This is a genomic window from Actinoallomurus sp. NPDC052308 (assembly GCF_040679195.1).
In the GTDB taxonomy this organism is placed as follows: Bacteria; Actinomycetota; Actinomycetes; order Streptosporangiales; family Streptosporangiaceae; genus Actinoallomurus; species Actinoallomurus liliacearum.
In genome coordinates this window covers 430,925-450,883 of the sequence record NZ_JBFAUM010000003.1, presented here as the reverse complement: position 1 = coordinate 450,883, position 19,959 = coordinate 430,925, and the positions used below count along the sequence as shown (strand labels likewise).

Below are 19,959 nucleotides of genomic sequence, written 5' to 3'. Positions count from 1 at the left end.
GGGGTTCAGGACACGGCGAGGGCCGTACGGCCGCCTCCCCCCGACGCCGTCGAAGATCATAGGGACGATCTCCGGCGGGTGGCCGGGCTTTCGGGATGGGTCGAACCCCTGGCGCGCCGGATTGAGCCCCCGGTCCCCATGCGGGGAGGGCCCGGAGTCCCGATGCGCGGTGGAGTCAGGGAGTGTGCGGGCGGCAGGCGCGGCGGAGGGCGTCCCAGCTGGTCAGCTTGACCCGTTCGCCGCGGGAGAGCGAGCGGGCGAGCTCGATCTCCTCGGCGTCGATGCCCAGCCAGTCGTCGTACGTCACCGCGCGGACGTTGCGCGCCTCCAGCAGCCCCTCGATCGACGGATGCTCGCGGGCCCTGCCGTCCAGGTCCGCGAGCAGGGCGCGGACCGTCTCGGCGGCGTCGGCCTTGTTCGTGCCGATCACCCCGGTGGGGCCCCGTTTGAGCCAGCCGGCGACGTACTCCCCCGGAGCCGGCGCGCCGTCCTCGCCGAGCACCCGCCCGGCCTCGTTCGGGACGACGTACGCCCGCGGGTCGAACGGCACGCCGGGCAGCGGAACGCTCTGGTAGCCGACCGAGCGCAGCACCATCCCGACCGGCAGGGTCTCGTACTCGCCGGTGCCGACGACCCGGCCCTCGGTGTTCAGCGCGGTGCGTTCCAGGCGCAGGCCCTCGACCCGATCGGTGCCGAGGATCTCCACGGGCCGCAGCCAGAACCGCAGGTCGAGCCGGCGCGGCCGGCCCTCGACCGGGTGTCCGACCCAGTCGCGCATGACCGTGACGTTGCCGCGCACGTGCCGGTCGGACTCGACGAGCGCGGCGCTCGCCGGGTCGAGCTCCAGGTCCGCGGGCCGGACGTGGACCTCGGTGTGCGGCAGCGCGCCCAGCTCACGCAGCTCCTTCGTGGTGAACTTGGCCTGCGCGGGCCCGCGCCTGCCGATCATGTGGATGTGCCGCACGCCGCTGCCGCCGAGCAGGTCGAGCACCGGCTCGGGCACGTCCGTGGCGCGCAGCTCGTCCGCGGTCTTGGCGAGGATCCGGGCGACGTCGACGGCGACGTTGCCGACCCCGATGACCGCCACCTCGTCGGCGGACAGGTCGACGTCGAGGCCGGAGGCATCGGGGTGGCCGCAGTACCAGTTGACGAAGTCGGTGGCCGCGACGCTGCCCGGCAGGTCCTCCCCCGGCACGCCGAGGTGCCGGTCGACCATGGCGCCGGTCGCGTAGATCACCGCGTCGTAGCAGGCGAGCAGGTCGTCCCGCGTGACGTCGGAGCCGAACTCCACGCCGCCGAGGAAGCGCACCCCGGGGTGCTCCAGCACCCGCTGCAGGTAGCGCGCGATGGATTTGATCGACGTGTGGTCCGGCGCGACGCCGTACCGTACGAGGCCGTACGGCGTCGGAAGCCGGTCGAAGACGTCGACGAGTACGTTGCCGTCCGCCTGCTTCACCAGGGCCTCGGCGGCGTAGATGCCCGCCGGCCCGGACCCGATGACCGCCACGCGGAGCGGATGAGTGTCCGCCACCTCGCCATTGTGCGCACAGCCCCCGCCGGAACATCAGGACCGGCGTGGCCACATCACCGGGATTCGACCGACGGTTTACCGGCCCTGCTGTGGGCGTACCCGTACGAGAAGTAGATGACGAAGCCGATGAGCATCCAGACGACGAACCGGATCCACGTCTCGACGGGCAGGTTCAGCATGAGGTAGACGCAGGCCAGGACGGACAGGATCGGCACCACCGGCGACGCCGGGACACGGAACGAGCGCGGCAGGTCCGGCCGGGTCCGGCGCAGCAGCACCACGCCGATCGAGACGACCACGAACGCGAACAGGGTGCCGATGTTGACCAGGTCGGCCAGGGCCGACAGCGGGACCAGGCCGGCGATGACCGCGACGATCACCCCGATGATGACGGTCATCCGGGCGGGCGTGCCGTACTTGGGGTGGACCTCGGCCAGCCACGCCGGGAGCAGCCCGTCCCGGCTCATCGCGAAGAACACCCGGCTCTGGCCCAGGATGAGGATCAGCACGACGGTCGTCAGGCCGGCGAGCGCGCCGACGCTGACGATCGTGGCGAACCCGGAATGGCCGATCGCCTTGAACGCGTCGGCCAGCGGCGCGTCGACGCTCAGCTGCCGGTAGTTCTCGATGCCGACGACGACGAGGGAGACGGCGACGTACAGCGCGGTGCAGATGGCGAGCGAGGCGATGATGCCGACCGGCATGTCGCGCTGCGGCTTCTTGGTCTCCTCGGCGGCGGTGGCGACGATGTCGAAGCCGATGAAGGCGAAGAAGACGATCGCGGCGCCCGCGAAGACGCCGGCCCAGCCGTACGTGGACGGCACGAAGCCGAAGATGACCTGGATCAGCGGCGTCTTCCCGCCGTGCGCCTCCGGCGTGGGAACGGCCTTCGGGACGAACGGGTGGTAGTTGGCGCCCTTGATGAAGAACAGGCCCGCGACGATCACGAAGAGGACGATCAAGATCTTGATCGCCACGATGACGGCGTTCACCCGTGAGGAGATCTTCACGCCGAAGACCAGGACGCCCGTCACGACCAGCACGATGAGGGCCGCGGGGATGTTGAAGGCCGCGTGCTCGCCGGCGACGGACGTGGGCAGGTCCCAGCCGAGGTCGCTGAGCAGTGTTCTGGCGTAGCCGGACCAGCCCACCGCCACGGTCGCCGCCGCGAGCGCCAGCTCCAGGACCAGGTCCCAGCCGATGATCCAGGCGGGCAGCTCGCCGAGCGTCGCGAACGAGAACGTGTACGCGGAGCCCGCCACCGGAACGGTCGAGGCGAACTCCGCGTAGCACAGCGCGGCGAGGGCGCAGGCGATGCCCGCGGCGACGAAGGACAGCGCCACCGCGGGCCCGGACTTCTCCTTGGCGACCTCTCCGGTGAGCACGAAGATGCCGGTGCCGATGATGACGCCGACGCCGAAGACGGTCAGATCGAGTGCGCTGAGATCCCGACGTAGTCGGTGACCGGGTTCGTCCGTGTCTTGAATGGACCGCTCAACCGATTTGGTTCGGAATACACGCACCGTCACTCCTTTGTGGCCTTTTGGGCCCTCCTTACCCAGCCTTGGGAAAAGTAACGAACGGAGGAGTGATCACGACTCGGTCGGTGCGAGCACGTCGTCCCTGGCGGTGGCCGCCGTGATCTCCCGGGCGAGCCCCTGCGGGGTCAGTCCCATGTCGGTGAGGAGCTGCGCGCGCTTCGCGTGGTCGAGGAAGCGGTCGGGGATGCCGAACGTGCGGACCGGCACGTCGACGTCGGCGTCGCGCAGCGCCCGCGCCACCGCGTCGCCCACCCCGCCGACCCGGCAGTTGTCCTCGACGACCGCGACGACCCGGTGCTCGGCCGCCAGGCCGGGCAGCGCCGCGTCCAGCGGCTTGACCCAGCGCGGGTCCACGACCGTGACGCCGATGCCGTGCGCGTCGATGGTCCGGGCGGCCTCGACCGCCACGCCCGCCATCGGGCCCGCCGCGACGATCAGCACGTCGCGCTCGCCCGACCGGACGAGGACGTCCATCCCCCCGACCCGGTCGATGGCCGGGACCTCCTCGGCGACCGGTCCCTTCGGGAACCGGAGGGCCGTCGGCCCGTCGGCGACGCCCACCGCCTCGCGCAGCAGCTCCGTCAGCCGCACTCCGTCCCGCGGCGCGGCGACGCGCAGGCCCGGCACGACCTGCAGGATCGACATGTCCCACATGCCGTTGTGGCTCGGCCCGTCGTCGCCGGTCACCCCGGCCCGGTCGAGGACGACCGTGACCGGCAGCCGGTGCAGCGCGACGTCCATGAGCAACTGGTCGAACGCGCGGTTGAGGAACGTGGCGTACACCGCGACCACCGGGTGCATGCCACCGAACGCCAGGCCCGCCGCGGACGTCACCGCGTGCTGCTCGGCGATCCCCACGTCGAACGTGCGCTCGGGGTAGGCCTCGGCGAACGCGGCGAGCCCGGTCGGGTGCAGCATCGCGGCGGTGATGGCGACCACGTCCGGGCGCTCGGCGCCCAGCGCAACGAGCTCCTCGCTGAACGCGTTGGTCCAGGTACGCGAGCTCTTGGCGAGCTTGCGCCCGGTGGCCGCGTCGAACAGGCCGGGGGCGTGGAACGCCTCCTCCTCGTCGTTCTCCGCGGGCGCGTAGCCGAAGCCCTTGCGGGTGATGCAGTGCACGATCACCGGCTCGCCGAAGTCCTTGGCCTTGCGCAGCGCGTGCTCGACGGCCTCCTCGTCGTGCCCGTCGATCGGTCCGAGGTACTTCAGGCCGAGGTCCTCGAACATCGCCTGCGGCTGCAGGATGTCCTTGATCCCCTTCTTGATGCCGTGCAGCGCCTCGTACGCCATCGGCCCCACGACCGGGGTGCGCGGCACAGTGCGCTTGATGAGGTCCAGCGCGTGCTCGTACCCCCGCGTCATCCGCAGGTCCGCGAGGTGGCTGGCCAGCCCGCCGATCGTCGGGGAGTACGACCGGCCGTTGTCGTTGACGACGATGACGACCTTGCGGTCCTTGCCCGCCGCGATGTTGTTCAGCGCCTCCCAGGCCATGCCGCCGGTCAGCGCGCCGTCGCCGATGAACGGCACGACGAACCGGTCGCCCTCGCCGCGCAGCTGGTAGGCCTTGGCCAGCCCGTCGGCGTACGACAGGGCGGTGGAGGCGTGGGAGTTCTCGATCACGTCGTGCTCGGACTCGGCCTGGCTCGGGTAGCCGGACAGGCCGCCGGCCTGCCGCAGCGTGCCGAAGTCCTGCCGCCCGGTGAGCAGCTTGTGGACGTACGACTGGTGGCCCGTGTCGAAGAGGATGCGGTCGCGCGGCGAGTCGAAGACGCGGTGCATGGCGATGGTGAGCTCGACCACTCCGAGGTTGGGGCCGAGGTGACCGCCGTTCTTCGACGTCGACACCGCGGTGACGAGGAGGTCTCGTATCTCGCCGGCGAGCTGCGGAAGCTGCTCCGGAGCCAGGCGCTTGAGGTCCTCGGGCCCTCGGATCGACTCAAGAAGGGTCACGCGGGTCATCTCCTCGTTTTTTCTGCGGATGCTGATTTTAGTGGCCGCTCGACTATGAGACGCGAAGCCCCTGTGCCGAGTTCACGTGGCGCAGCGTAGCGATCGGATATAAAGAGAGTGATGGATGACGAACGAATCGTGCTGCTGGGCACCGATGGCCATGCCGTCGGCACGGCCCCGAAGGCGTCGAGTCACCACGGCGCCACGCCCCTGCATCTGGCGTTCTCGTGCTATCTCGTGGACCCGGCCGGGCGCATCCTGATCACTCAACGAGCGCACGGGAAGCGAACGTTCCCATCGGTGTGGACCAACAGCTGCTGCGGTCATCCCGCGCCCGGCGAGGGCCTGCGCGACGCCGTGCGCCGTCGCGTCCGCCTGGAACTGGGGCTGGAGATCGAGAGCATGACGCTCATTCTCCCGGAGTTCCGGTACCGCGCGACCGCCGCGGACGGCGTCGTGGAGTACGAGCTGTGCCCCGTGGTCCGCGCCGCCGCCGTCGGCGACCTGCGCCTCCATCCGGACGAGACCGCGACGGCCGACTGGCGCGACTGGGAGTCCTGCGTGGCGCTGGTGGACGACCCTTCGGCGTCCCCGTGGTACCGCGAGCAGATGGCCCAGCTGATCCCGCTGGGCAAGCCGGCCGACTGGCCGGCCGCGCCCACCTCCCTGCTGCCGCCCGCCATCGCCTGGTAGCGGCACACGTTCCAGCACCTTCTTCTCATACGGCCTCGCCCGCTCCTTGACCTTCACATCGATGTGAAGGCCTACCCTCCCGTCATCCAGTGATCCCGAAAAGGAGCCAGTGATGCCGGGTGCAGTGATCATCGGAGCGGGTCCGGGCATCGGGCGCGCCGTGGCCCGCCGGTTCGGGCGCGAAGGCCTGCCGGTCGCCCTGGTGGCCAGGACGGACTCGACGCTGAAGGCGTCGGCCGCCGCGGTGACCGCCACCGGAGCCCGAGCCCTTCCCCTCACCGCCGACGCGGCCGACGAGACGTCGCTGCGCGCCGCCCTCGACACGGCCGTCGCCGAGCTCGGCCCGCCGGACGTCGTCGTGTACAACGCCGCGATCATCCGGCCCGACGGTCCGGCCGACCTGACCGTACGCGAGCACCTGGACGCCTGGGCGGTCAACGTGGTCGGCGCGCTCGTCGCCGCCGCCCATGTCGCCCCCGGGATGGCGGCACGCGGCGGCGGCTCGTTCCTCATCACCGGCGGGATGCCGGAGCCGAGACGCGAGTACGTCAGCCTCTCCCTCGGCAAAGCGGGAGTACGCACCCTCGTGGAGTTGCTCGACCAGGAGTACGGCCCCTCGGGCGTCCACGTGGCGAGCGTGACCGTGGCCGGCCCGGTCGCCCCGGGCACCGCCTTCGACCCCGACGACATCGCCGAGCACTACTGGCGCCTGCACACCCAGCCCCGCGACGGATGGGACCGGGAGGTTCTGCACGACGGCTCGTGAACGGGGCCGCCGTCAGTCCCGCAACCGGCGGAACTCCTCGGCCAGCGCCGCCGGCGTGTAGTGCGCGTTGAGGCCGGAGGGGTTCGGCAGGATCCACAGGACCGCCTCGGCCAGCCGCTCCTCCTGCGGGCCGATCTTGACCTTCGGCCGCCCGAACGCCGTACGGAACGCGGTGACGCCGAGCACCGCGACGATCCGCGGCCGGTGCCGCTCCACGAACTTCTCCAGGATCGCACCGCCCTCCCGCAGCTCGTCGGCGGTCAGCTCGGCCGCCTGGGCGGTGGCGCGGGCGGCCAGGTTGGTGATGCCCGCCCCGTACGACGGCAGCAGGTGCTGTTCGCTCGGATGCAGCAGCCGGTCGGTGAAGCCGGACCGATGCAGGGCGGGCCAGAACCGGTTGCCCGGCCGCGCGAAGTGCCACCCGGTCGCGGCGGAGTAGAGGCCGGGATTGATCCCGCAGAACAGCACGCCGCCCTCGGGCGGCACGACATCCGGGATCGTCCGCTCCCGCGCGGCCTCCAGGTCCGCGGCGGTCGGTCGGATCGTCACCCTCGGACCATACCGGCCGGTCGGCCCGGTCAGGGCAGGACCTCGGCGAGGAACGACCCGATCCGCCCGGCCAGATCCTCCGGCGCCTCCTCCGCCATGTGGTGGCCGCAGTCGAGGCCGCTACCGCGCAGGTCGGTCGCCCAGGGGCGCCAGACGGCGAGCGGGTCGCCGTACAGCTCCTCCATGTCGTCCTTGACCCCCCACAGCACCAGCGCCGGGCAGGAGACCCGGCGACCGGCGGCCCGGTCGGCGTCGTCGTGCGCGCGGTCCACGCCGAGCCCGGCGCGGTAGTCCTCCATCATCGCGTGCACGGTCGCCGGATCGTGGATGGCGTTCTGGTAGTCCGCCCACGCCTCGGGCTCCATGTACTCGTCCGTCGCGGTGTACCAGGCGTCCGGGTCGGCGTTGATGACCCGCTCCGCCGGCTTCCCGGTCTGCGCGAAGAAGAACCAGTGCCACCAGCTCGCCGCGAACCGCGCGTCACAGCGCGCCAGCGCCTCCCCGATCGGCACCACGTCCATGGCGACCAGCGCCGTGACCGCGTCGGCGTGGTCGAGGGCCGTGCGCAGGGCGACGTACCCACCCCGATCGTGGCCCGCGACGGCGAATTCCTCATGCCCGAGCGCCCGCATCAGCGCGACGCAGTCACGCGCCATCACCCGCTTGGAATACGGCGTGTGGTCCGGCGTCGTCGGCGGCTTCGATGACTGCCCGTACCCCCGCAGGTCCGGGCAGACGACGGTGAACCGGTCGGCGAGCAGGGGTGCGACCTTGTGCCAGGTCGCGTGCGTACGCGGATGCCCGTGCAGCAGCAGGAGCGCCGGCCCGGATCCGCCGTACCGTACCCGCAGCTCGGCCTCCCCGGCGTCCACCCGTTCAAGGCGGAATTCCTCGAAGAACATGCCGGCCGATCTGCCCTATCGGGCACATCGCAAACGGACCACCATTGATCACTGACTGTTACTGCCTCCTAGGAGCAGCAATCGCCGGCGATCACGCGTGTCCCGGTGAATCCGATCGCAGCATGACGACCTCGACGCACTCACCACCGTTGCCCCCGCTGTAGCTGCTCTTACGCCACAGTACGGCCGTCGGGTTGATAGGGCTCACAGGTACGCCTCCCGCGCTCGGCTCATCAGTTCGAGGGACTCGGCCTGACTCAGAGCTTCGCCCATTATCGTCTCGAAATCCACCCCGGCCTTGAAGACCATCTCCTTGCTCTCAGTCAGCTGACCGATGTCACTCGCCTCGGTGTACATCAAGTCGCTCTCCCGCTCGAAACTGAGCAGGATCAGGTTGCCTGTCAGTGCGGCCGGATCCACTGCGGGCTGCAACCGAGAGCGTCGGCGAGTCGGTTCCTGGACAGACTCGCGTGCTCGCGCAGGCGGCGCAACTCCCGGCTGAAGTGGGCGCGTAGAGCATCGATGGCGGTGTCGGACTACGGGGGGTTAAGCAGTGCACACCGATGTACACCGCTTCACGACTAACCGTAATCAATTGGTAGCGCATTGTCCTCGGAATCGGAGCGTTGCCACCCAGTTCATGGGCGGCGGCCTACACCAGGTCTCGGCAGCGGAACCCGCGCCGTACCGGTGCAATGACGTGGTCACCGCGGATCCCTGGCGCTTGGCGAGGCGATCCGGCCGGAGCGACCAGCCACATCGACGCCGGCATGGTCCTACCAAGACCGGTGAACCGGGCATCACCTCGGCAACAACGGCGACAGCGTGGCCACGACGGCGGCGAAGTCCTGGCGCACCTGATGTCCCCTCGCCTCGCCGTCCTCGTAGTGATGCCGGTGGCGTTCCTCGGCCGAAAAGGGTCCCCGGAACGGGAAAGGGCCGCCCCTCCTCCGGGTGGAGGCGGGACGGCCCGTTTCGCTGAGGGTTACTTCTTCAGGAGGGAGCGGAGGACGTACTGCATGATGCCGCCGTGGCGGTAGTAGTCCGCCTCGCCCGGCGTGTCGATGCGGACGATCGCCTGGAATTCCTTGTCGCCGGCCTTGACCGTGACCTCGCGCGGGGTCTCGCCGCCGTTCAGCGCCTCGACACCCACGATGTCGTAGGTCTCCTGGCCGGTCAGGCCGAGCGACTCGGCCGACTCGCCGTCCTTGAACTGCAGCGGCAGGACGCCCATGCCGATGAGGTTCGACCGGTGGATGCGCTCGAACGACTCGGCGAGCACGGCGCGGACGCCGAGCAGCGCGGTGCCCTTGGCCGCCCAGTCGCGCGAGGAGCCGGAGCCGTACTCCTTGCCGCCCAGCACGATCAGCGGCGTGCTCTCGGCGGCGTACGCCTGCGCGGCGTCGTAGATGGACATCTGCTCGCCGTCCTTGACGGTGACGCCGCCCTCGGTGCCGGGCGCGAGCAGGTTGCGCAGCCGGATGTTGGCGAAGGTGCCGCGGATCATCACCTCGTGGTTGCCGCGCCGGGAACCGTACGAGTTGAAGTCACGCCGCTCGACGCCGTGCTCGGTCAGGTACCTCCCGGCCGGGCTGTCGGCCTTGATCGCACCGGCCGGCGAGATGTGGTCGGTGGTGACCGAGTCGCCGAGCAGCGCGAGGACCTTGGCGCCGCGGATGTCCTCCACCGGCTCCGGTTTGTCCGTCATGCCGTCGAAGTACGGGGCCTTGCGGACGTAGGTGGAGTCGGCGGCCCACTCGAAGGTGTTGCCGGTCGGCACCGGCAGGGCCTGCCAGCGCTGCTCGCCGGCGAACACGTCGGCGTAGTCGCGGCTGAACATCTCCTGCGCGATCGCCGAGTCGACGACCTCCTGGACCTCCTGGGGCGACGGCCAGATGTCCTTCAGGTACACCGGCTGCCCGTCGGAGCCCGTGCCGATCGGGTCCTTGGCGATGTCCACGTCCATGGAGCCGGCCAGGGCGTACGCGACGACGAGCGGCGGTGAGGCCAGGTAGTTCATCTTGACGTCGGGGTTGATCCGGCCCTCGAAGTTACGGTTGCCGGACAGCACCGAGGTGACGGCCAGGTCGTTCTCGTTGACGGCCGCGCTGATCTCCTCCGGCAGCGGGCCGGAGTTGCCGATGCAGGTCGTGCAGCCGTAGCCGACCAGGTTGAAGCCGAGCTTCTCGAGGTACGGGGTGAGGCCCGCGCGGTCGTAGTAGTCCATGACGACCTTGGAACCCGGGGCGAGGGAGGTCTTCACCCACGGCTTGCGGGACAGGCCCTTCTCGACGGCCTTCTTGGCGAGCAGCGCCGCGCCGATCATGACCGACGGGTTCGAGGTGTTGGTGCAGGAGGTGATCGCGGCGATCACCACCGCGCCGTGATCGAGCTCGAACTCGGCGCCGTCCAGGCTGACGGTGATCGGGTTGCTCGGCCGGCCGGCCTTCGGGTCGGCGGCGCCGTCGTGGGGCCGGTCGCCGTTGGAGCCGTGGGAGATCGCCGGGGAGTCCGAGGCCGGGAAGGACTCGGCGGACGACTCGTCGGTGGGACCCTCGATGCCGTCCGGGACGTAGTCGCGGACGGCGGTGCGCCACGCGGACTTGGCGTCGGACAGCGCGATGCGGTCCTGCGGGCGCTTCGGGCCGGCGATCGAGGGGACGACGGTGGACAGGTCCAGCTCGAGGTACTCGGAGTACTCGGCCTCGCGGGACGGGTCGTGCCAGAGGCCCTGCTCCTTGGCGTACGCCTCGACGAGGTCGACCTGCTCGGCCGGGCGGCCGGTGAGCCGCATGTAGCCCACGGTCTCCTCGTCGATCGGGAAGATCGCGCAGGTGGAGCCGAACTCCGGGCTCATGTTGCCGATGGTGGCGCGGTTGGCCAGCGGCACCGCCGCGACGCCCTCGCCGTAGAACTCGACGAACTTGCCGACCACGCCGTGCTTGCGCAGCATCTCGGTGATCGTGAGCACGAGGTCGGTGGCGGTGGTGCCGGCCGGCAGCTCGCCGGTCAGCTTGAACCCGACGACGCGCGGGATGAGCATCGAGATCGGCTGGCCCAGCATGGCCGCCTCGGCCTCGATGCCGCCGACGCCCCAGCCGAGGACGCCCAGACCGTTCTGCATGGTGGTGTGGGAGTCGGTGCCGACGCAGGTGTCGGGGTACGCCACGCCCTCGTTGTCGAAGACCACGCGGGCCAGGTGCTCGATGTTCACCTGGTGCACGATGCCGGTGCCCGGGGGGACGACCTTGAAGTTGTCGAAGGCCTTCTGGCCCCACTTGAGGAACTGGTAGCGCTCCTTGTTGCGGCCGTACTCGAACTCGACGTTCCGCTCGAAGGCGTCCTCCCGGCCGAAGACGTCGACCTGCACGGAGTGGTCGATGACCATCTCGGCGGGGTTCAACGGGTTGATCTTCGCCGGGTCGCCGCCGAGGTCACGGACGGCCTCCCGCATCGTCGCCAGGTCCACGACGCACGGAACGCCGGTGAAGTCCTGCATGATGACCCGGGCCGGCGTGAACTGGATCTCCTGGTTCGGCTGGGCGTTCGGGTCCCAGGACGCCAGCGCGCGGATGTGCTCGCCGGTGACGTTGGCGCCGTCCTCGGTGCGCAGCAGGTTCTCCAGCAGGACCTTCAGGCTGTACGGGAGGCGCGCCGAACCCTCGACGGCATCCAGCCGGAAGATCTCATAGGACGCCTCGCCGACGCGCAGCGTCTGGCGGCTGCCGAAGCTGTTCAAGTCTTTTCCTCCTCTACGCGCTCCCCGAGCGCGGCTACCGCTCGTTCAGCGTACGCGGGGATTCATGGGTGGATACGTCAGCGATCCTGCCCCAGTAGCCCGCCGGCGCGCGCACCGGGGCTGGCCTAACTTCGCCGCAATTTCTCTCGACATCAAGGTATCACGAATATCTCGACATCAAGGTATCGACCCCTCCCCCTTGACAGCGAGCGGTTCCGATATATCGTTCGAGTATCGCGAACGCTCTCAGATGGTTCTCGGAAGGGAGTACCGAACATGCACAACGCGACATTCGACGCCCCGTGGCAGGCGTGGGCCGGCGGTCGCCGTGGCGGCCGGGGTCGAGGCAGGCGTGGCGGGCCGTGGGGTCCCCCGTTCGGCCCGTGGGGCGGGCCCCCGCCCTGGGCCGAGGGCCGGGCGAAGGCCCGGCGCGGCGACGTCCGCGCGGCGATCCTGGCGCTGCTCGCCGAGGAGTCGCGCAACGGCTACCAGCTCATCCAGGCGATCGAGGAGCGCAGCAACGGCGAGTGGCGGCCGAGCCCCGGCGCGGTCTACCCGGCGCTGCAGCAGCTCACCGACGAGGGGCTCATCGAGGGCACCGAGGGTGACGGCCGGAAGACCTTCCGGCTCACCGAGGCCGGCCGCGCGTACGTCGAGGAGCATTCGGACGAGGTCGGCGCGCCGTGGGAGGCGATGACCTCCGACGTCCGCGACGACGTGCGGGACCTGTTCAAGACCGCGGCCGGTGCCGGCGGGGCGGTGATGCAGATCGTCCGGACGGGCTCGGAGAGTCAGGTCGCCCAGGCCAAGGAGATCCTGGCCGAGACCCGCCGCCGCCTCTACCACCTCCTCGCCGAGGACGAGTGACCCGGCGCCGGAGCGACTACGGAAGTGGGTGAGGCGATGAACAGCGAGCTGCGGATCGGGGACGCGGAGCGGGACGCGGTCGCGTCGGCCCTGCACGAGCACTTCGCGCAGGGGCGGCTGGACCGGGAGGAGCTCGACGAGCGGCTCTCGGCGACGCTGGCCGCCAAGACCGTCGGCGACCTGCGGCAGGTCGCCCGCGACCTGCCCGCGAGCCCGGACACGGTCGCACCGCCGTTCGGCGCCGCGGACGAGGCGGACCGGTTCGGGCGGCCGGGTCCGCAGTGGGGCGGCCCGTACCGGGATGGTTCGTACTGGGGCGGCCCCCGGTGGCATGGGCGGTCCTGGGCCGAGCCGCACCTGGGCGGTCCGCCGTGGGCCCGGCACGCGGCGGCGAGGCGAATGGCGTACGGGGGCCGGCATCCGCGGTTCGCGCCGCGCGCCGGCGTGTTCCTCATCGCGCTCTTCGCCATCGCGGCCGTGACCCGCGGGTGGTTCCTCTTCCCGCTGTTCGCCGTCGTCTGGTGCGCGATGGCCTTCGCCGGGATCCGGCACGCGCGCCGGCATCGCCTCAGCAGGTGACCGCACCGCGAGCGGTAAGACGGGTGGCAGGGCCCGCGGTGAAGGGTCCCTGCCACCCGCGCCGTCAGTGGGCCGTGACGGCGAACCGGTCGAACTGCGCGTTGATGTACGAGTCCAGCGCCAGACCCGACTGGCCGTGGTCGTAGGTCGCGTCGGTGACGGCGGCGGCCTCCTTCCCGTCGATCAGCGCGCTGACGGCCGCGCCCTGGAAGCGCAGCGCCAGGCGGTGCCAGGTGCCGGTGCCGAGGGCGTCGACGGTTCCGGACGCGAGGGTCCGGGTCGTGCCGTCGGCCTGGATGACGTACAGGGACCATTCGCCGGTGTCGGACACCTTGAAGTGGTAGCCCTGCCAGAGGACCAGGTTCGGCTTCTTGCGCGGGTCGTGCTGGCCGTTGATCCGGCCGAGCAGCTCGGCGGAGCCGGACTGCTCGAGCAGGACGTCCGTGCTCGCCTCGTAGTCGGTCCAGGAGGCGTCACCGACCAGGGTGAGCGGCGCCGGCACCTTCGTCCACTTGTTGGGCTGCTTGGTGATGACCTGGCGCAGGCACTTGCCGCGGTCGGTCCGGCCGGCGCACTTCGCCACCTCGAACGCGCCCTCCATGTCGGAGAAGTAGCGCGGGGTGGCGGTGTACGGGTAGCCCTGGAAGGACTCCTCGAAGGGCAGCGACAGGGGCTTCGACACCGGTGTCGCCGGTGAGGTCGCCACTCCCTTACGGTCGACGGCGAGGGACGTCAGCGTGTAGACGCGGCCGGGCCGCACGGTGATCTGGTACGAGCCGTCGGCGGCGGGCCGCAGGTCGTCGCCGCGAGCGAACCAGGTCGCCGGGTCGGTCGACGAGACCTCGGTGGACACCACGTGCAGCGGCCCGCCGGGCAGTCCCGCGCCGGGACGCAGGCTGATCGTCTGCGGTCCCGTGGCCTCGGTCGTCTCGATGACCGTGCTGTGGTCGGGACGGCCGCCCGGCGACCGCAGGCTCACGTACGTGCCGCCGCCGTTCAGGTAGCCGCTCGCCGAGTCGATGTACTGCCAGCCAGGACGGGCGAACTGCCCGGTCTGGGCGACGGTCCACAGTGTCGGGCCGAGCTCGTAGTGGCCCGTCCACGGCTCGTTGGCCTTCAGGAACCCGCTGCCCGCGTACTGGATGGTCGGGTACCAGCCGTACGCCGCCGGCCAGTTGACGAACGCCGTCATGCGCCCGTCGACGTACTCGTGGTTGATCTCGGCCGCGAGGCGTGTGCCGCCGGTCATGTAGTCGTTCCAGCCGGACTCGCTGGCGAAGATCGGCTTGCCGAGGCTCAGGGCGTCGGCGGAGCTCGAGCAGTGAATCGCGGTGCACGGGTAGTGGATGCCGACGACGTCGACGGCCGCGTTGAAGGCCGGATCGTTCTTCAGGTCGGTGGCGACCTGCCAGCCCGCGTTATCGGCGGCGACGAGCTTGACCTTGTCGTACCCCTCGCGCCGCAGCGTGGCCTTCAGGTCGACGTACCACTGGGCGTCCCAGCTCTTCTCGTTCCAGCCGCCGAGGTAGTCGATGTTCAGGTGGTGCCGGTCGGCGCAGCCGAGCCAGTCGGTGAGGTAGCCGATGTTGTCCTGGGACCAGAATCCGCCCTTGAACCAGCTGGGCGCGCCCCATTCGAGGCCGTAGAGCTTGATGTCGGGGTTGCGCTTCTTCGCCTCCTCCATCAGCCACCACTCGTATCCGCGGTCGCAGTCCACCTCGCCGGCGGCGCGTTCGTGGCTGGGCTCGGCCCCGTTGCTGGAGTCGGTGTCGCTGCCGATCTCCACCTTGAGGATGTTCAGCGAGGCGCCGTAGCCGGGCTTGAACAGGTAGTCGAGGATCTGGCTGCGTTCCGGCTCGGGGTAGTCGACGATCAGGCGGGACGTCCCTCCACCGCCGCTGATCGCGCCGACTCCCTCGTACACGCGGCCGGTGCCGTTGGGGTCGACGGTGATCGTCTGCGGCTGGGCCTGTGTGTCGTCCGCGGTCGCGGGCACGGCCAGGCCGGTCAGCAGTGCCGCCGATAGGGCGAACGCCGCCAGCGGCCCTCGCCGTACCGATCTCCAGAGTCTCATCGGACTCCCTTTCTCATCGTCCCCCGAGAAATGGGTGTGGAGCGGCACGGACGCACCGGCCAAGGTGTTCGAAATTTCGAACCACGTCCGAGAAGTGCCGGGACAATGGAAGCGGGAGACGACGATCCCGTCAAGATCCTGCACAGAGAGTGAGACGGGAGAAGGGTCAGGCGGCGAGGCTGGTGAGGACGCCGATCGGGTCCTCGAGGAGCGGCGCGAAGGCCAGCTCGGCGGCGCCGACCAACTGGGCGTCCGGGCCCAGCACCGAGGCCGCCATCCGTACCTGCTCGCGCGGCGCGACGAGGGTCGACCGGGCGACGCTGTCCCGTACGACGTCCTCGGTCAGGGCGAACAGCTCACCGAGCGGCCCGCCGAGCACGACGATGTCCGGGTTGAACGTGTTGACCAGCATGCCGACGCCGATCCCGAGCCAGCGGGCGACCCGCGCGGCCGCCGCCACCGCCTTCGGCTCCCCGGCGGCGACCCGGGCCAGCACCGCGCGGTAGACCTCCAGCCCGCTGTCGGCCGACAGTCCCGCGGCGGTCAGCAGTGACTCCACGCCGGTCTCGGTCTCCAGGCAGCCGACGGACCCGCACCGGCAGAGCCGTCCGTCCGGGTTGACGCGCAGGTGCCCGATCTCGCCCGCGTACCCGCCGCGGCCGCGCAGCGGCCGCCCGCCGACGAGGATGCCGCCGCCGAGGCCGATCTCTCCGGAGATCACCACGACGTGGTCGTACCCGACGGCGGCGCCGCGCCAGTGCTCGGCGAGCGCGCCGAGGTCGGCGTCGTTGGCGAGGAAGGCCGGCAGGTCCAGCCGTTCCCCCAACCGCGCTCCGAGGGGCAGGTCGATCCAGCCGAGGTTCGGGGCGAACCGCAGCAGCCCGTCCCCCTGGCGGACCACGCCGGGCACGGACAGGCCGACGCCGACGCAACGGGCGCCCTGCGGCGCTCCGTCGCGCAGGCGGCGGCAGTTGTCGACGATCGCGTCGATCGTCGCGTCCAGCTCGCTCCAGTCCCGCCCGGAGTCGACCTCGACCCGGTCGAGCACCCGCCCGCCGAGCCCGACCCGCGCCATCACCAGGTGCCGGACGCCGAGGTCGACCGCGAGGACGTACGCGGCCTGCGGCGACGGCAGTACCTCGAGTGAGGGACGGCCGGCCCGTCCCCGAGCGCTCGCGGAGCGCTCGAGGACGAGACCCGCGTCGACCAGTTCGCCGACCAGATCCCCGATGGTGCTCCGGTTGAGCCCCATCTCCGCGGTCAGCTCGGCCCGGGACCGGCAGCCGTGCCGGTGCACCTCGGTCAGGATCGCGCCCAGGTTGTGCCGACGTACGTCGTCCTGGGTCGATCCGCGGATGCGCCGACGTGTCACCGGATCGCTCCCGGCGCTCAGCGACCGGTCGCGGAGCGCCGGCGCCGGGCCAGGGCGTCGATGCTCGCGGCGAGCAGCAGGAACCCACCTGTGATCAGGTAGTTGGCGTACGCCTTCGCACCCAGCAGGCCGAGGCCGTTGTCGATGATCGCGATGACCAGACCGCCCAGGATGGCGTCCCGGGCCTTGCCCTTGCCGCCGAACAGGCTGGTGCCGCCGATGACGGCCGCGCCGACGGCGTACAGCAGCGTGTTGCCGGCACCGGCGTCCGGGGTCACCGAGTTCAGCCGGGACGCGGCCACGATGCCGCTGACCGCGGCGAGCAGCGAGCCGATCATGAACACGGACATCCGGATGCGGTTGACGTTGATGCCGGCCCGTCGCGCCGCCTCGGCGTTGCCGCCGACCGCGTAGACGTGACGGCCGTACGCGGTACGGCTCAGCACGAACGTGCAGACGATCAGGAGCACCGCGACCAGGGGCACGCCCCAGGGGATGCCGCCGAAGAACGGCGCCAGCGGGGTGCGCGCCCGGTTCAGGTTGAGGATGTACGCGCCGCCCAGCAGGGCGATCGCGACCAGGACGACCTGGACGACGACGAGGACGAGGGGCTGCCGGGACAGGCTCTTGGCGTTCTGCCGCTGCCAGCGCAGCAGCTTGACGGCGGCGAACAGGAGGACGCCGACGGCCGCCACCGTCCAGCCCAGCCAGACCGGCATGTACTTGTTGGCCAGCGCGTAGACGACCTTGTCGTGGACGGGAACGGTCCCGCCCTCGCCGATCAGCTTCAGCGCGATGCCCTGCAGGCCGAGGAACAACGCCAGCGTCACGACGAACGACGGGATGCGCACGATCGCCACCAGCGCGCCGATGGCGGCGCCGATGACCAGGCCGGTCACGGCCGCGGCGAGCACCGCGACGATCCAGTTCTGGCCTCCGTCGACCATGAGCTTGGCCATCACCGCGGCGCACGCGCCGCTGGCGACACCCGCCGACAGGTCGATCTCGCCGAGGAGCAGGACGAAGACCAGGCCCATCGCGAGGATCGTGACGGGCAGCGCCTGCGTGAGCAGGTTGGCGATGTTGCCCTTGCTGAGGAAGGTCTCCGGGCGCAGCCCGTAGAAGAGGATGATCAGGACGACGAGTCCGAACACCGCCGGCAGCGCGCCGAGGTCTCCAGAGCGGAGCTTGATGACGTAGCCGTTGATCGCCGACGAGACCGTCTGCTCACGGGTGTCGGCGGAGAAGTCCGAGTCCGCGAGGGTCGCCGTCGCCGCCCGCTTCTCGGGCACCGGGTCGACCACGTTCGGCTCGGGGGTTTCGGTGGACATGTAAAACCTCAGATGCTTTCTGCCGCGGTCGAGGGGGCGAGGCCGAGGTCTCCCGAGCGCCCGGTGGTGATCAGCTCGACCACCTGGCTGTGGGTGACGTCGGACCGTTTGACGTCGGCGGCGACGCGGCCGAGGTAGAGGCAGGTGATCCGGTCCGCCACCTCGAAGACGTCGTTCATGTTGTGCGAGATCAGCACGACGCCGTGGCCGGTCTCCGCGAGGCGGCGCACCAGGTCCAGGACCTGCCGGGTCTGCGCGACGCCGAGCGCGGCGGTGGGCTCGTCCAGGATAACGACCTTGGACTCCCACAGCACGGCCTTGGCGATCGCCACGGTCTGCCGCTGGCCGCCGGACAGGCTCGCCACCTGCTGGCGGACCGACTTGACGGTGCGCACCGAGAGCTTGGCCAGCGTCTCGCGGGCGGCCTGCTCCATGGCGCCCTCGTCCAGGACGATGCCCTTCTTGCGCTCCCGGCCGAGGAACATGTTCTGGGCGATGTCCAGGTTGTCGGCCAGGGCGAGGTCCTGGTAGACGATCTCGATGCCGAGGTCGGCCGCGTCGCGGGGGCCGTGGATGCTCACCGGCCTGCCCTCGAAGCTCACCTGGCCCGAGTCGGTGGGGTGGATGCCGGCGATGCACTTGATCAGCGTGGACTTACCGGCACCGTTGTCGCCGACGAGCGCGGTCACCTGTCCGGGGTAGACCGCGAAGTCGATGTCGTGGAGCACATGAATGGCTCCGAAGCTCTTGTTGATCCCCGCCAGTTCGAGGGTCGGGGTTCCGTTGTCAGACAACGCTGCGCACTCCCTAAAAGGCGCGATGGGGCGCCCGGTGACCCGGGCGCCCCTCGTTCCTTACTGAATTCCGGCGGTCTTGCACTTGGCGGCGTAGGCGCCCTTGCAGATGTCGGCGGCGGTGATGCCGCTGCCGCCGTCGGTGACGACCTGCTTGACGTTGTCCTTGGTGATCAGGACCGGGTTCAGCAGGATGGACGGCACCTGACGGTGGCCCTGCGGGTCGTTGGAGGTGGCGTTGGTCTGCGGCTTCTGGCCCTTGGCCAGCGCGGTGACGACCGAGACCAGGCTGTCGGCCTCCAGCTTGTTCGGCTTGTAGACCGTCATGCACTGGGTGCCGTCGAGGATGTTCTGCAGGCCCTGGACGGTCGCGTCCTGACCGGTCACGGGGACCTTGCCGGCCTCGTTGTTCTTCTTCAGGATGGAGATCGCGGCGTTGCCGAGGCCGTCGTTGGCGGCGAGCACGCCGTCGACCTTGCCCTTCTGCTGCGTGTAGATCTGCTCGAAGATCGTGGCGGCCTGCTGGTTGTCCCAGTCGGGCACGGCCTGCTCGGCGACCTTGGTGTAGTCGGTCACCTTGTCCAGGACCTCGTGCGCGCCCTGCTTGAAGAGGGTCGCGTTGTTGTCCGTGGGCGAGCCGTCCAGGTAGACGATGTTCGACTTCTTGGCCCCGAGGCACTTCTGCAGGCCCTGGCCCTGGACCCGGCCGACCTGGACGCCGTCGAACGACACGTAGTAGTCGGCGGACCCACCGAGGGTCAGCCGGTCGTAGTCGATCGTCTGGACGCCCTGGGCCTTGGCCTTCTGCTCGATCGCCGCGCCGGAGTTGGAGTCGAGGTTCACGATCGCCAGCATGGTCACGCCGCTGGTGATCATCTGGTCGGCGATGGTCTGCATCCGCTGCTTGTCGCCCTCGGCGTTCTGGATGTCGGCGGGGATGCCGGCCGCCGCGAACGCCTTCTTGAGCACCGGGAGGTCGAAGTTCTCCCAGCGGACGGACGACTTCGTGTCGGGCAGGATGATGCCGACCTTGGCCTTCGCCTTGGCCGAGCCGCCACCCTTCTTGTCGTCACTGCCGCCGCAGCCGGTGAGGGCGGCGGTCGCCATGGCCGCGATCGCGGCGAGACATGCCGTGCGCTTGAAGATCAAGTCGACACCTTCTTCGGGGTCCCCAGGAACAGTTTGTTTGGCCGCACAACGTATTCCGCCGTTACGGGTTCGTATAGAGGGAGAAAGCCGGAGAAATCCGACGGTTACGACATCGAAACAAA

At 70.3% G+C, this 19,959-nt stretch carries 18 protein-coding genes; 4 read left to right on the top strand and 14 right to left on the bottom strand.

Going from position 1 to position 19,959, the window contains the following annotated elements:
- Window positions 1-175 precede the first annotated feature (175 nt).
- From AB0L00_RS13450 to dxs, 3 genes are all read right to left on the bottom strand, one after another.
- Window positions 176-1,531 (bottom strand): FAD-dependent oxidoreductase, encoded by a 1,356-nt coding sequence (locus tag AB0L00_RS13450; protein WP_364432655.1) that lies wholly within the window; start codon window positions 1,529-1,531, stop codon window positions 176-178.
- 53 nt (window positions 1,532-1,584) lie between these two features.
- Window positions 1,585-3,054 carry an amino acid permease gene (locus AB0L00_RS13445; RefSeq protein ID WP_364432653.1) on the bottom strand — a complete coding sequence of 490 codons (1,470 nt, stop codon included), beginning with the start codon at window positions 3,052-3,054 and terminating at the stop codon, window positions 1,585-1,587.
- A gap of 69 nt (window positions 3,055-3,123) precedes the next feature.
- Window positions 3,124-5,022 (bottom strand): 1-deoxy-D-xylulose-5-phosphate synthase, encoded by a 1,899-nt coding sequence (gene dxs / locus AB0L00_RS13440; RefSeq protein WP_364432650.1) that lies wholly within the window; start codon window positions 5,020-5,022, stop codon window positions 3,124-3,126.
- Between the two features lie 120 nt (window positions 5,023-5,142).
- On the opposite strand from dxs, the gene idi reads away from it, so the two are divergent.
- Together idi and AB0L00_RS13430 are read left to right on the top strand one after the other, a co-directional pair.
- A complete protein-coding gene (gene idi, locus AB0L00_RS13435; protein WP_364432647.1) occupies window positions 5,143-5,715 on the top strand; it encodes an isopentenyl-diphosphate Delta-isomerase in 573 nt (190 codons plus the stop codon).
- Window positions 5,716-5,827: 112 nt separating this feature from the next.
- A complete protein-coding gene (locus tag AB0L00_RS13430) occupies window positions 5,828-6,481 on the top strand; it encodes an SDR family NAD(P)-dependent oxidoreductase (protein ID WP_364432645.1) in 654 nt (217 codons plus the stop codon).
- Window positions 6,482-6,493: 12 nt separating this feature from the next.
- Here AB0L00_RS13430 and mug read toward each other — a convergent pair whose 3' ends face one another.
- The 6 genes from mug to AB0L00_RS13400 form a co-directional block, all read right to left on the bottom strand.
- Window positions 6,494-7,030 carry a G/U mismatch-specific DNA glycosylase gene (mug, locus tag AB0L00_RS13425; protein ID WP_364432642.1) on the bottom strand — a complete coding sequence of 179 codons (537 nt, stop codon included), beginning with the start codon at window positions 7,028-7,030 and terminating at the stop codon, window positions 6,494-6,496.
- 29 nt (window positions 7,031-7,059) lie between these two features.
- Window positions 7,060-7,932: an alpha/beta hydrolase gene (locus tag AB0L00_RS13420; protein ID WP_364432640.1), complete on the bottom strand. Its 873-nt coding sequence runs from the start codon at window positions 7,930-7,932 to the stop codon at window positions 7,060-7,062.
- Window positions 7,933-8,023: 91 nt separating this feature from the next.
- Complete coding sequence (locus AB0L00_RS13415; RefSeq protein WP_364432637.1) at window positions 8,024-8,140, bottom strand: DUF397 domain-containing protein; 117 nt, start codon at window positions 8,138-8,140, stop codon at window positions 8,024-8,026.
- A complete protein-coding gene (locus AB0L00_RS13410) occupies window positions 8,137-8,352 on the bottom strand; it encodes a hypothetical protein (RefSeq protein WP_364432635.1) in 216 nt (71 codons plus the stop codon). The genes AB0L00_RS13415 and AB0L00_RS13410 overlap by 4 nt, the downstream gene beginning before the upstream one ends.
- A complete protein-coding gene (locus tag AB0L00_RS13405) occupies window positions 8,334-8,423 on the bottom strand; it encodes a helix-turn-helix domain-containing protein (RefSeq protein ID WP_364432632.1) in 90 nt (29 codons plus the stop codon). Before AB0L00_RS13405 ends, AB0L00_RS13410 begins: the two co-directional genes overlap by 19 nt.
- A 494-nt stretch (window positions 8,424-8,917) precedes the next feature.
- Complete coding sequence (locus AB0L00_RS13400) at window positions 8,918-11,671, bottom strand: aconitate hydratase (protein ID WP_364432629.1); 2,754 nt, start codon at window positions 11,669-11,671, stop codon at window positions 8,918-8,920.
- A 276-nt stretch (window positions 11,672-11,947) separates the two neighbouring features.
- Here AB0L00_RS13400 and AB0L00_RS13395 point away from each other — a divergent pair, with 276 nt between their 5' ends.
- Together AB0L00_RS13395 and AB0L00_RS13390 are read left to right on the top strand one after the other, a co-directional pair.
- On the top strand, window positions 11,948-12,538 hold the full coding sequence (locus tag AB0L00_RS13395; protein WP_364432626.1) for a PadR family transcriptional regulator: 591 nt from the start codon (window positions 11,948-11,950) through the stop codon (window positions 12,536-12,538).
- Window positions 12,539-12,574: 36 nt separating this feature from the next.
- Window positions 12,575-13,117, top strand: a complete 543-nt coding sequence (locus AB0L00_RS13390; protein ID WP_364432623.1) for a DUF1707 domain-containing protein — start codon at window positions 12,575-12,577, stop codon at window positions 13,115-13,117.
- Between the two features lie 64 nt (window positions 13,118-13,181).
- Here the strand turns inward: AB0L00_RS13390 and AB0L00_RS13385 are convergent, their stop codons facing one another.
- The 5 genes from AB0L00_RS13385 to AB0L00_RS13365 all read right to left on the bottom strand — a co-directional run bounded on the left by AB0L00_RS13385 (window position 13,182) and on the right by AB0L00_RS13365 (window position 19,837).
- The gene (locus AB0L00_RS13385) at window positions 13,182-15,191 is read right to left on the bottom strand and encodes a hypothetical protein (RefSeq protein ID WP_364432620.1); all 2,010 of its coding nucleotides are present in this window, start codon (window positions 15,189-15,191) and stop codon (window positions 13,182-13,184) included.
- Between the two features lie 166 nt (window positions 15,192-15,357).
- Window positions 15,358-16,563 carry an ROK family transcriptional regulator gene (locus AB0L00_RS13380; protein WP_364432618.1) on the bottom strand — a complete coding sequence of 402 codons (1,206 nt, stop codon included), beginning with the start codon at window positions 16,561-16,563 and terminating at the stop codon, window positions 15,358-15,360.
- 17 nt (window positions 16,564-16,580) lie between these two features.
- The gene (locus AB0L00_RS13375) at window positions 16,581-17,894 is read right to left on the bottom strand and encodes an ABC transporter permease (RefSeq protein ID WP_345358892.1); all 1,314 of its coding nucleotides are present in this window, start codon (window positions 17,892-17,894) and stop codon (window positions 16,581-16,583) included.
- 8 nt (window positions 17,895-17,902) lie between these two features.
- On the bottom strand, window positions 17,903-18,688 hold the full coding sequence (locus tag AB0L00_RS13370) for an ATP-binding cassette domain-containing protein (RefSeq protein ID WP_345358895.1): 786 nt from the start codon (window positions 18,686-18,688) through the stop codon (window positions 17,903-17,905).
- A 60-nt stretch (window positions 18,689-18,748) separates the two neighbouring features.
- Entirely contained in the window at window positions 18,749-19,837 is a 1,089-nt protein-coding gene (locus tag AB0L00_RS13365) for a substrate-binding domain-containing protein (protein WP_345358898.1), read from the bottom strand.
- Between the last annotated feature and the right edge of the window lie 122 nt (window positions 19,838-19,959).

Bases quoted from the DNA above. Each gene is read 5' to 3' on its own strand.
- AB0L00_RS13420 (WP_364432640.1), bottom strand. From the start codon at position 7,932: ATGTTCTTCGAGGAATTCCGCCTTGAACGGGTGGACGCCGGGGAGGCC.
- AB0L00_RS13390 (WP_364432623.1), top strand. From the start codon at position 12,575: ATGAACAGCGAGCTGCGGATCGGGGACGCGGAGCGGGACGCGGTCGCG.
- AB0L00_RS13385 (WP_364432620.1), bottom strand. From the start codon at position 15,191: ATGAGACTCTGGAGATCGGTACGGCGAGGGCCGCTGGCGGCGTTCGCC.
- AB0L00_RS13375 (WP_345358892.1), bottom strand. From the start codon at position 17,894: ATGTCCACCGAAACCCCCGAGCCGAACGTGGTCGACCCGGTGCCCGAG.
- AB0L00_RS13395 (WP_364432626.1), top strand. From the start codon at position 11,948: ATGCACAACGCGACATTCGACGCCCCGTGGCAGGCGTGGGCCGGCGGT.
- idi (WP_364432647.1), top strand. From the start codon at position 5,143: ATGGATGACGAACGAATCGTGCTGCTGGGCACCGATGGCCATGCCGTC.
- AB0L00_RS13430 (WP_364432645.1), top strand. From the start codon at position 5,828: ATGCCGGGTGCAGTGATCATCGGAGCGGGTCCGGGCATCGGGCGCGCC.